Raw genomic sequence first — 12,557 nt, 5'->3', positions numbered from 1 at the left:
AAAGATATCAATTATTTGAAGCGATTATTTTTTTAGAGATGATTTTTCCGTCAATTTTTAGTTGAACAACGTATACGCCTGTTTTTAAATATGGAGTATTTAAAATTTCATGATTCTCTTGAGATAGGTCACTCCAACTTTGAATCTCATTACCTAGTACGTCAAATAAAATCACCTCTGAAATCTTGTTGTTATGATTGTCAATTACAATAGAATTATTGTTGCTATTGAAGTATACCAGTAAATTTTCTAGATGATTGTTGTCCGCTACGTCTAAAATATCTTTTGCAGAAAAACTTAAAACGAATCGGTCCTCATAGAGTCCCTCTTCAACATACAAACTTGTTTTTCCGTTGTTTAATGGGTATAAAATGTTATTGTAAGAGTCTTCAATATAAACCGTTCTATCAATGGCTTGCCATTCATCTATTGAAATTGAGATTTCTCCGGTATATCCCATTTTTATAACTAGTGGTACTTGTAAATCATCAGATATCTCTTGAACACCGGCAATGATGTATTTGTTATCATCATTCGGGAATTGCCAATACATATCCGTTGCAGCTAGGTCGAACATCGAAGAATCATAGCCATTATCAAAGGCGAACGAATTATTTTTATTAAAAGATATTCCTATTTGACGATGCATACTTGTGTTTTCATCATTTTTATAATCTAGTCCAAGTTTTAATATAGGTAGGTTCCTATTATAGTAGCTTGGAGTAGGATTTACGGATGTTTCTTTTTCCTGTTTTCCTGTTTTAAAGAAAATAGACTCTGAACCAAGTTTGATAAATTCTCTTTGACTATTGTTGAAATTAATGGTCCCTCCATCAACATCACTTGAGACAAAGAATCCTTGTCCTACGGCAATATATTCCTTAGGTTCTGAATAGCTTCCATTTCCTATAGAAGGAGTGTTTGGGTTGTCGTTATCATTTGAGGTTACTTTGTTTGCGGCTAATCCCATAGAAGCATTTCGAGTACCATAGCCGCCAATGTATCCTCCATAATTATGACCTGCCGTTTCTGAACTATCTTCATCTTCAATACCGGCATGTTCCCAAAAATAAAGGGTACCGTCTATAGCGTCTTTATTATCTTCAATGAATTTTTTTGCACTTATAGCAGAGGCGTAAGGGTTTCCGACTAAATAAGATTGATAACCACCAATTGTTGTAGTAAGGTTACCATCTTTAGGTGTTCCTACAAAGGTGTAATTCTGCGCTGCTCCAGGACCTTTTAGTGTAAATCCATCGACTTGTCCAATGGTACCATCAGAGCTTTTTCTAGACCAGCTAGATCTCCCTCCATCTCCGTTCGTGTAGGTGTAAATCCAGTATTCTGCTATGGAAATAGGGTTTCCAGTATTTCCGTCATAACCAGCAATAAAATTGATATCAAGGGGTGTTGAATCGGCCTTGGTAGCTTCAGTACCGTCCTTTAGGACTGAGGCAACCGTGAAATTTGATCCTCCTGTTGAGTTTACAGGAGAGCTCAAGTAGTTATATCTATAGATACTGGCTGTGTTTGATTTTTGATCGATGAACATATTTCCTGTTCCCGCAATTTTTTCAGAATCAGTATGAGTCTGGATAAGTTGAGAGGTACCTGCGATTCTAAGTTCACTAGCAGTATTTAAAGTGATATTCTCATTTATAACAAGTAAATTATCTGTTATGGTTAACTTTTGAGAGGCAGTTAATTCTAATGTTCTGCCTTGTAAAGTAGCAGAGGTTGCGAAGTTCTCGTCAATAACTAGACTTCTTGATCTGTCTGGATTACCGTTAGACCACGCATTGCTGATTCTAGAAGTTTCATCAAAATAATGTGTACCCAATAAAATACTAGTTTCACTTGCTGCAGTATTAACTTCTGAAATTAATGGTGCATGTGGATGTCTTTCCGGTCCACCGTTGTCAAGATCTCTGTAAGGATCTAGGGAGTCATCAACAAAAGCTACCCACTCATTATAGTTATAACTATTACTATACGTATTAACTTGGTCAATTCTCACAAAAGAAGTATTGTTTGTTATGTTTTCTATAATATCAAAACGGTTTGCCCATGCAGTGTTATCCGATTTTGTAGAGATTATTAAAATATCATCGCCTCCATCAAAACTTGTAATGTTATCGTCTGTTAAGGGAGTTGTTGTATAATTATTTAAAACTGCAGCAGAATTATTAATTAAAATAGAGGCATTTACACTTATGCTAACTGGAATTGTGTAAGTTGCTGTTGGCGTTTGACCCGTTTGGTCTCCATTTCTATTCTGGAATAATGCCAAAATTAAAGTGTTTGCTGGTATAGTTTCACTTCCGGAATTACTTATTTCAATCCATCGGTCTGTAGTATTATTATGATAAACTTGTGAAAATATAGCTCCCTCAAAAGCACTTGTATCAGGTGGATTTATATAAATATCATAGTCTTCAATTTCTCCAGCTTGATAATCAAAGTTACAAGAAGAAGAAGGGACACTAGATTGCTTGATTCCTATTCTCATTCTTGATTTACCTTCAACGGCATTGGATGGAACTAAAATATTATTAGGAAGATCAATGCTTGTTACTCCAGTTGGCACAACAACACTGTAAACTTCTTCGTTTTCATCAAAGAAATCCCCGTCACTGTTATAATCTATCCAAACTACAATTCCCACAGAGGTGTTTCCTCGTTCAAAATGTATGGTACCGCTAAGGGCGTTATCTGGCGTTAAGTCAGTAGAGGTATCTTTATAATACGTATAGTTGGAAGCTGTGTTTGTTGAAGTGTTGTCAATATCACCAAAGATTACTTGACTTATATAGTATGATGAATTCCCTCCTAGATTTACATCCGAGTCACAATAAGCGATATCAATAGTAGTAAAGCTTTGTGTTGCGGTGTAAACAGCGCAAGAAGCATCAATTGCAACTTCGATATCGTATTCGGTTCCAAAATTTAATCCACTGAGTGAAATTGAATTTGTTTCGCTTGTGGTTTCAGTCCAAGTACTATTGCTGCTTTGTTTGTATTTTATTTTATACGAGACTCCGGTGTCATCCCATGAGATATTAGCAGTGTTTTCGGTAATAGAGGTAATTGAGATGTTTGTTGGTGTTACAGGGTTTTCAATTGTGATAGTTTCTGTACTGGTTACTACAGTGCTTCCGTTGTCAAAATCCCAGTCGATCGTGTAGGTTCCTGCGGTGTTAAAATAAGTAGTATCCGATGTGGTTCCTATAATCTGTTGTCCACATTGATAATCCATAACGGGTGCGGAAGCTGTATATTCACAATAGGTGGTGGTCGGTTCAATCGCTGGGGCTTCAAACGAACCAGAGTAATTACTTACTGTAACAGTTGCTGTACAGGTGTCAGAAAGCCCTTTAAGATCAGTAACTGTTAGGGTAACTTCGTTGATTCCTATATCATCACAGGTAAAAGATGATTTGTCTAGGCTCAAGTTAAACTCGTTACTATCATCTGAAGATCCATTATTAATTTGTTCAGGGGTAATAGTGATGTTACCAGAGACATCTAAATTCACGTCTAAATTTCCAATACAACTGGCAACGGGAGCTTGGTTTTCTGCTGAGATGTTTATTACATAATCTTCTACTTCTCCTGCGGCGTAGTTATATTGACAAGCTTGAAGTGATGTTTTATCACTTACGGCAACTCGCATTCTGCTTGTGCCAGTTGTAGCATCTTCAGGTACTGCTATGGTGAAATATTGTACTGAGACACCATCTGCTGTTGAGCTGAAATCAGCACTGTATACTGTTTCGTTTGCACCTCCAAAATCATTGTCACCATCAAAATCTATCCATACTCTAACGCTAACCTTTGATCGCCAAGATTCTCTTGTGATACGTAAAGAAGCATCATTAGAGGTTCCAATAATCAATTCAGTTGATGTAGTGTTGTAAAAAGTATAGTTGTCAGTATTGTTTCCTGTTGTATTATTAATGTCACCAAGCTTAATATTTTCGATAAAAAAAGTACCGTAATTATTAATATTAGCTGGATTGCAATAAGGGGAAGCATCCGTGATAAAAGTTTGTGCCTTTGCTTGAAATCCGAACACGAATATTAGCAGTGCAATCGGAATGTATTTCTTTAAAATATATTTTACTAACATTATTTCTTCTTTAAAAACCTTTAAAATAATTCTTAGGTTTGTTTATTAAACAGTTAAACCTGTTTTTACCCCACTTTAATGCTAAATAAATAGCCTATTATGATAGGTTTAAGTTTCATGAAACCTTTCGGTTTTTTTAAATTTTAAGAATGGTTGTTAGTTAAATGCAAAATTAACTGAAATTAGGGAGTTTGCCAATGCAATTATATTTAATATTTGTTAATTGTTGAGTACTATTAACTTATGTAAATAATAAAAATGGATAGAAAGAACTTAGATTGTTTTGAAAAAAAGTTAGAGATTTGAACTTTATAAATTGCATTTCATTTAAAATGGAAAATTCCCCTACTTCAAATAACACTCAAAAGGAAGAATTATTAGCTAAAATTTCTGATAAAAAAAAGGAATTAGAACGTTTAGAAAAAATGCTAAGCCCTTTTGAAAATGAGTTAATTAAATCCTTGGAGTCAGAGATTGTGGAGGTTCAAGAATTAACGGCTCTTTATAAAAAAATCCAAAAGGAGAAAAAGCAAAAACGTCTTTTACAAAAGCAAAAAGGGAAGAATTATATTCCTCAAGAGGCTGTGGTTCCTATTCCGTCTTATGAAGAAGTAGAGTCCGATTATGAAAAGAAACAAAGAAAATCTCTGTATCGTGAAGCAATGATTTGTGTGCACCCAGATAAATTTTCTTTGGAAAGCGATCAAAAAGATTTAGCTACAGATGCGGCAAGTCAATTAATCGAATTGTATAACAACGGAAGTTTGGAAGAGCTTATCGCTTTTCATGCCTATGTAATGAGTGGAAATTTAGTAGAGTTTGATAGTGTGCCTGTATCAAAATCAGATATTGATCCGAATGAATATTTAGAAATTCATTATCAAAAAATCACTTTAGAGTTGCGTGCTTTTAAAAAGAAACAAACCTATATTGTGATGACAACTTATGATAACCCTATGGACTTTCTGGAAGAATTAAAAATGTACTATGCAGATAGGATATTCAAATTAAGAAAACGCACTAGAAAAGCCAGAAAATAAACAGCTCATCTCTTTATTTCTACAGTTGGGTATGTATTACTTCTTAGAAAGACAGTTTCGTTAGATTTTTGAAAAAAAATCAACTTTTATGAAACGTTTTATAGTAATATCATGCTTGTTAATGATGTCGTTTACAGGCTCTAGTCAAACCCATATTGACGGATTTGTTTTGAATCAAAATAAGGAGCCGATCATTGGAGCCAATGTGTATTTAAAAGGAACTTATTCAGGTGGAATGACAGACGATACAGGTCATTTTGCATTCGCTACCCAAACTAAAGGCAAACAAACACTTGTGGTTTCCTATGTTTCTTTTGAAACGAAGGAGCTAACCTACGATGTGTTGTGTATGAAAGCAATGACAGTAAAATTAAAGGAAGATGTTAACTCCTTGGATGCTGTAGTGATTGCTGCAGGTACATTTTCATCAGGTGATCATAGTAAAGTTGCCACACTTAAGCCTTTAGATGTCGTAACAACGGCAAGTGCTCTAGGCGACCCAATCGCGGCTTTTCAAACCATGCCGGGTACTTCAACAGTTGCTGAAGATGGACGTTTGTTTGTGAGAGGTGGACAGGCAGATGAAACCCAGATATTTATTGATGGGATAAGAGTTTTTACTCCATATTTAGCCTCCGCAAATAACACCCCTACAAGAGGTCGTTATTCACCGTTTTTATTTGAGGGAATGACTTTTTCAACCGGAGGTTATTCAGCAGAGTATGGACAAGCCTTGTCTGGTGTTCTATTATTAAACACGATTAATGAGCCAGAACAGGAAAAGACAGATGTCGGAATCATGAGTGTGGGTGCTACGGTTGGAAATACACAGATATGGAATAAAAATTCTTTAAGCGTAAATGTTTCTTATCTAAATTTAGCTCCTTACAATTCTATTTTTTACGATAGAAATGAATGGATAAAACCTTATGAAGCTTTGTCTGGAGAAACTGTTTATCGGCATGTGTTCAAAAATGGCTTGTTGAAATTATATACAGCTTTTGATGCTTCTAAATTAGAGGTTGTTCAAGAGGATATTAACTTTAGTGATGGATTGAGGTATGGTTTGCAAAATGATAATTTCTATTTTAATGGTTCTTACAAAGGACTATTGTCTGAAAATTGGTCTATAATGACCGGACTTAGTTATACCTACGCAGATACCAAGGTTGATTACCAGCTAAGTGATATTAGGGATAAAGAGAATTCTTTACATGCGAAAGTGAAGTTTAAAAGATTTTTCTCCAATAGATTTCAATTTAGTTTGGGGGCAGAATATTTTACGACAAATTTTGAAGAAGATTTTTTAGATGAAAATATTCCTTCTTATACGGTTGGATTTCAGAAAAATATTGTTTCCTCATACGCAGAATTTGATTTATTTTTCTCTAAGAATCTAGCATTAAAGGCTGGACTTCGCGGTGAATATTCAGATTTAGAAAAAAGAGCTTCCCTTTCTCCAAGAGCATCATTAGCTTATAAAGTATCAAAATTTGGCCAGGTTTCTTTTGCTTATGGTGATTTTCTACAAGCGGCATCCAACACCTATTTAAAATTTAATAACAACCTAAGTTCTGCTAAAACACAGCATTATATATTCAATTACCAGTTCAATAAGAATGGTAGAATATTTAGAACAGAACTGTATGCCAAAACTTATGATAATTTAATTAAGTATGATACTGAACTTCCATATCATGGTAGTTACTATTCTACTGGAGGCTATGGTTTTGCAAACGGATTGGATGTGTTTTGGAGAGATAATACAACGATAAAAAATACGGATTATTGGTTGAGCTATAGTTATTTAGATAGCAAACGAGATTTCAAGAATTATGAAAGTGAGGCGCAACCAAATTTTGTGAATACGCATAATTTTTCAGTCGTTGTAAAGCATTGGATAGAAGACTGGAAAAGTCAGATAGGCTTGAGCTACACTTATGCCTCGGGAAGAACATATACAGATTCTAATAAAACTGGTTTTTTGAATCAGAAAACTACTCCCTATGGCAGTTTAAGTATGAACTGGGCTTACTTATTAACACAACAGAAAATCTTATACCTATCTGTGAATAATGTTTTAGGAAGGCAAAATATCAATGGATATCAATATGCGAATACTCCAAATGGGGCTGGTGTTTTTGAAAGCAGGCCAATATTACCTGCAGCTGATAGTTTCTTTTTTGTTGGTTTTTTCTGGACGATAAGTGAAAAAGGAACAGACAATCAACTGGATAATTTGTAGAGAATTACAATTCATCATTGAAAAATTACAATTCGGTTTCTAAGTTTTTTTAAAACCTGAATATCTCAACATCTTTGTAGCAACTTAAAAACAATTTATTATGAAAAAAATGATTACAGTTTTAATTTTTAGTATCAGCTTAACATTGAGCAGTCAATCTAATTATCAAGAAGGAATGCGACAAGCTTTTGGTTTGTGGGGAGAACAAAAAAATACTGAAGCAGTACATATGTTTGAACGAATTGCCAATGCAGAGCAAACCAATTGGGTACCTTATTATTATGCAGCCCAAATTGAAATTATTTCTAGCTTTGGAGTTAATGATCTTGCCGTACTAGATGCAAATTTAAAAAAAGGGCAGCTTTATTTAGATAAAGCAATGATTATTTCGAAAGACAATCCAGAATTACTAGTGTTGCAAGCATTATTGTACACTGCTTGGGTTGCTTATGATGGAGCTACCTATGGAAGAAAATATTCTAAAAAAATTGATAAATTGTACAAAAAAGCAGAGAAAATTGCGCCAGAAAATCCAAGAGCTGCGTATTGTCATGCGGAATGGAATATTGGAGCCGCAAAGTTTTTTGGTAATGATATTCAACCATTTGTAAATGACTTAGAAAAATCTTTAGATCTTTTTGCTACATTTGAATTGCCTTCTCCGTTTTACCCTAATTGGGGTGAAGATCGTGCAAAGGTGTTACTTGAAAGTTGTAAATCATAGAAATGAATAGATTTTTGAAAAACGTATTGCTTGCCTTTGTAATGGGGGTAGTGGCTTTTCTCTTGGGAAGTTATTTTTATGGAGATTTCCAATTTAATTCTGCAGAAGAATTGTTACGAAATTTTGGAATAAACCAATTGTATTCCTTTGTGTTGAGTTTTTCAAATGTTGGTTTTTTCTATTATTTAAACAATATCAAATGGAAAGAGAAACAATGGCCGTTAAGAGTGGCACTCGGAATTTTTGGAGCAGTAGGAGTTACTCTGTTGGCGTTATTTTTTCTGAGGCTGTTTACAGGAATGTATTTAAAGGAAATTACTTTTTCTGAATTTTTAAGTAGAGAAAAATGGGGGTATTATTCTTTTGGATTATGGATTTCGCTGACCATAGTAGTTATTTTTCACATCGTATACTGGTACAAAAGAAACCAAGAGAGAAAAGTAACAGAGTCGCAAATTGTTGCAAAAACAGAAACGGCAAAATATGAGTCTTTAAAAAATCAATTAGATCCACATTTTTTATTCAATAGTTTAAATGTGTTGACTTCTTTGATTGAGGAGAATCCGGCACAGGCAGAAAGATTTACCACAGGTTTGTCAAAAGTATATCGATATGTATTAGAACAAAAGGATAAGAATCTGATTCCATTGGAAGAGGAGTTGAAATTTGCGAAGTCTTATATGCAGCTGTTGAAAATGAGGTTTGAAGACGGGGTGGAGTATTATATTCCAGAAAATGTGAGTAATCCTAATTATAAAATTGTCCCATTGTCTTTGCAGTTGTTGCTAGAAAATGCGGTTAAACATAATATGATTACCTCAGACAGACCACTGCAAATAAATATTTACGAAAAAGATGGGTATTTGGTTGTAGAGAACAATAACAGGCCAAAAGTATCTTTAGAAAAAAGTACCAAAGTGGGACTTAAGAATATCAAGCAACGTTATGGCTTGATTACTAAAAAAATAGTAGAGGTAATTTCAGATACAGAAAAATTTCAAGTGAAATTACCTCTTTTAACCAAAGAAATTAAAGTGATGCAAACAGATTATATAAATCAGAGTGAAAAATATTTACGAGCTAAAAAACGTGTTGATGAATTAAAGAATTTTTATTACGGATTGGTTTCTTACTGTGTGGTAATTCCATTTCTTATTTTTATCAATTACCAGACCTATTGGGGGTACAAATGGTTTTGGTACCCAATGTTAGGCTGGGGGTTAGGCATGGCTATCCAAGGAGCTAGATTGATAGGATTCAATAAAGGATGGGAGCAAAGAAAAGTGAAAGAATTTATGGACTCAGAAAATTATTAATTATGGATAGGAACGGAAACTTAACAGAAGAAGAGAAATATACCAGAGCGATGCTCAAGGTAAAAGAAATTAAAGAGTTTTATGGACACGCCATTGCGTTTTGTGTTGTCATTCCGTTATTGATTTATTTAAACGTTTTGAATAGTCCTAGTTTTTACTGGTTTTGGTTTCCTATTGGGGGCTGGGGATTTGGTTTGTTGATGCATGCGATTCGCGTTTTTAAAAAAACCTCTAGATGGGAAGAAAGAAAAATTCAGGAATATATGAATGACGAAAATTTTTAAGGGAAGATTGCTATGAAAATAATTATCATTGAAGATGAAAAACCCTCTGCGAGACGATTAACGAGGATGCTTTCTAGATTAGGAAAAAGTATATTAGCTACGCTGCATTCTGTAGAAGAGTCTATTGTCTGGTTTCAAGAGAATGAGCATCCAGATTTAATTTTGTTGGATATCCAATTGTCTGATGGCTTGAGTTTTGAGATTTTTGAAGAGGTTACTGTAAAGAGTGCAATTATTTTTACCACTGCTTATGATGAATATGCATTGAAAGCCTTTAAATTAAATAGCATAGATTATCTGTTAAAGCCAATAGATTATGAAGAATTAGAAAATGCTATTGAAAAATTTGAGGATAATCAACTTAAAAAACAGTCGTTGCAAGTAGATTTAAATGAAATCAGGAAATTATTAGTCAATCCACTTGAAAGAAAATTTAAGGAAAGATTTACTGTAAAGCTAGGGCAGCATATTAAGATGATTCCAGTTGAAGATATTGAGTGTTTTTATAGTGAAAATAAGGGGACTTATATTGCTACAAAAAGCAATCGTATATTTTTAATGGACGGAACTTTAGAGGATGTTGCAAGTGATGTTGATCCTGAAAAATTTTTTAGAGTAAGTCGTAAATTTTATATCAATATCGGTGCTATTAAAGATATTGTATCTTATACAAATAGTAGATTACAGTTGGTGTTGCATTCTTTTTCTGAGTCAGAAATAATTGTAAGTAGAGAAAAAGTAAAAGATTTTAAAAACTGGATTAGTTAGGGTATAATCAAAAAAAAGTCGCTGTATAGCGACTTTTTTTATGAGTTAAAATGAAAAATTAGACTTTCATTATTTCAGCATCTTTAACAGCGTAAACTTCATCAATTTTTTTGATGTAAGAATCTGTTAAAGTTTGTACATCTGCTTCAGAGTTTTTCTTTTCGTCATCTGAAGTATCCGTTTTCTTAATATCGTTATTAGCATCTTTACGCGCATTTCTAACACTTACTTTAGCGTGCTCAGCAGCAGCTTTGGCAATTTTAGATAATTCACGTCTACGTTCTTCCGTTAAGGCAGGTACATTAATGATAATGCTTTCTCCATTGTTCATAGGATTAAAGCCTAAGTTTGCCACTAATATTCCTTTTTCAATTTCAGGAATTAATTGTTTTTCCCAGGGTTGAACAGTGATTGTTCTACCATCTGGAGTGTTAACGTTGGCAACTTGACTCAGTTTTGTTTGAGATCCATAGTAGTCCACCATTACACTTCCTAGCATACCAGGAGTTGCTTTTCCTGCTCTAATGTTGCTAAATTCTTTATGCAAATGATCAATAGCATTGTTCATTTGTTCTTTAGCACTATCAATGATAAATTCAATTTCTTCGTTCATAATGAGTATTTATATTGTTCAGCTTATTCTTTATCTGAAACTACAGTTCCAATTTTATCACCTGAAAGTAATTTTTGTAAATTTCCTTCAGTATCCATATCAAATACAATAATAGGCAAATTATTTTCTTGACTCAATGTAAATGCCGTCAAGTCCATAATTTTTAAACCTTTGTCAAGAACATTTTGATAAGTAATAGTATCAAATTTTGTTGCATTAGGGTCTTTTTCAGGATCTGCAGAATAAATACCATCCACACGTGTTCCTTTTAAAATAACATCAGCAGAAACTTCAATGGCTCTTAGTACTGCGGCAGTATCTGTTGTGAAATAAGGGTTTCCAGTTCCAGCACCAAAAATAACAACTCTACCTTTCTCAAGGTGACGCACTGCTTTTCTTTTGATAAAAGGCTCAGCAACTTGTTCCATTTTAATAGCAGTTTGCAAACGAGTACTAACACCAGCAGATTCAATAGCACTTTGTAATGCCAATCCGTTGATACAAGTAGCTAACATTCCCATATAATCTCCTTGTACACGGTCCATACCGTTACTAGCACCTGCAACTCCTCTAAAAATATTTCCACCACCAATAACAATAGCCACTTCGATTCCTTTATCTACAATGGCTTTAATTTCTTGAGCATACTCCGATAATCTTTTTGGGTCAATACCATATTGGTTTTCCCCCATTAACGATTCTCCACTCAGTTTTAGTAATATTCTTTTGTATTGCATGATGTGCTAAATTTTTGGCAAATATAAGTTTTTTGGTTTTCTTGGCTAAAAGATTTTTTTAATTCTTCTAGTATTTAGGTCAAAAAAAAGAGGTTATCTAAAACGATAACCTCTATATATGTTGTGAGATAAATTTAGAATGGTAAATCATCTGGTTCGTTACTACTTGCAGCAGGTGCGCTTGTAGTTTCAAAAGAGTTTCCTCCTGCAGGTGCTCCAGTTGATTGAGCTGCCTCAATTCTCCATCCTTGGATAGAGTTGAAATACTTTGTCTCTCCTTGTGGATTAACCCACTCTCTTCCTCTTAAGTTGATTGATACAGTTACATCTTGTCCAGTACTGTAATTATTTAATAAATCACATTTGTCTTGAACAAATTCTATTAAAATAGACTGAGGGTACTGTTCTTCCGTTGTAACAACTAATTCACGTTTTCTGAATCCATTACTTCCGAATGTTTGCTCTGCATTGATCAATTTAACCTTTCCTGTTACTTGCATTTCTTTATAAATTAAATTAGTTTTTTTTCGATGAGGTTCCTTTTAAAAGGAGCAATACAAATTTATAATATTTTATCGTTTTAAATGCTTTTTTTGAACATTGTATTGTTAGAACTTATCAACATAAATCTTAAAATATAAACCAAAGCTTAATTCTTGTACAATATTGGTTTTTTTTTGCGTTCTTGTTGTAGGCTTCTC

The 12,557-nt window shown here is 33.8% G+C and carries 10 protein-coding genes; 6 read left to right on the top strand and 4 right to left on the bottom strand.

Annotation, left to right across the window (positions count from 1 at the left end):
• Positions 1–7 precede the first annotated feature (7 nt).
• A complete protein-coding gene (locus AC2DGP_RS09055) occupies positions 8–4,129 on the bottom strand; it encodes a GEVED domain-containing protein (RefSeq protein ID WP_484489739.1) in 4,122 nt (1,373 codons plus the stop codon).
• A gap of 332 nt (positions 4,130–4,461) precedes the next feature.
• On the opposite strand from AC2DGP_RS09055, the gene AC2DGP_RS09050 reads away from it, so the two are divergent.
• The 6 genes from AC2DGP_RS09050 to AC2DGP_RS09025 all read left to right on the top strand — a co-directional run bounded on the left by AC2DGP_RS09050 (position 4,462) and on the right by AC2DGP_RS09025 (position 10,506).
• Complete coding sequence (locus AC2DGP_RS09050) at positions 4,462–5,169, top strand: hypothetical protein (RefSeq protein ID WP_484489738.1); 708 nt, start codon at positions 4,462–4,464, stop codon at positions 5,167–5,169.
• A gap of 88 nt (positions 5,170–5,257) precedes the next feature.
• Positions 5,258–7,414: a TonB-dependent receptor gene (locus AC2DGP_RS09045; protein WP_484489737.1), complete on the top strand. Its 2,157-nt coding sequence runs from the start codon at positions 5,258–5,260 to the stop codon at positions 7,412–7,414.
• A 100-nt stretch (positions 7,415–7,514) separates the two neighbouring features.
• Positions 7,515–8,138, top strand: a complete 624-nt coding sequence (locus tag AC2DGP_RS09040; protein ID WP_484489736.1) for a hypothetical protein — start codon at positions 7,515–7,517, stop codon at positions 8,136–8,138.
• Positions 8,139–8,140: 2 nt separating this feature from the next.
• On the top strand, positions 8,141–9,454 hold the full coding sequence (locus AC2DGP_RS09035; protein WP_484489735.1) for a histidine kinase: 1,314 nt from the start codon (positions 8,141–8,143) through the stop codon (positions 9,452–9,454).
• 2 nt (positions 9,455–9,456) lie between these two features.
• Entirely contained in the window at positions 9,457–9,738 is a 282-nt protein-coding gene (locus AC2DGP_RS09030) for a 2TM domain-containing protein (RefSeq protein ID WP_484489734.1), read from the top strand.
• Positions 9,739–9,750: 12 nt separating this feature from the next.
• Positions 9,751–10,506 (top strand): LytR/AlgR family response regulator transcription factor, encoded by a 756-nt coding sequence (locus AC2DGP_RS09025; RefSeq protein WP_484489733.1) that lies wholly within the window; start codon positions 9,751–9,753, stop codon positions 10,504–10,506.
• A 58-nt stretch (positions 10,507–10,564) separates the two neighbouring features.
• On the opposite strand, the gene frr is transcribed toward AC2DGP_RS09025, so the two are convergent.
• From frr to AC2DGP_RS09010, 3 genes are all read right to left on the bottom strand, one after another.
• Entirely contained in the window at positions 10,565–11,119 is a 555-nt protein-coding gene (frr, locus tag AC2DGP_RS09020; RefSeq protein ID WP_484489732.1) for a ribosome recycling factor, read from the bottom strand.
• Between the two features lie 23 nt (positions 11,120–11,142).
• The gene (gene pyrH / locus AC2DGP_RS09015) at positions 11,143–11,856 is read right to left on the bottom strand and encodes a UMP kinase (protein WP_484489731.1); all 714 of its coding nucleotides are present in this window, start codon (positions 11,854–11,856) and stop codon (positions 11,143–11,145) included.
• 134 nt (positions 11,857–11,990) lie between these two features.
• Positions 11,991–12,356, bottom strand: a complete 366-nt coding sequence (locus tag AC2DGP_RS09010) for a DUF3127 domain-containing protein (protein ID WP_484489730.1) — start codon at positions 12,354–12,356, stop codon at positions 11,991–11,993.
• Positions 12,357–12,557: the final 201 nt, after the last annotated feature.

It is taken from the genome of Flavicella sp. IMCC45537 (assembly GCF_057197705.1).
Note: the sequence above shows the minus strand (reverse complement) of the source record. Positions and strands in the feature narration are given on the sequence as shown.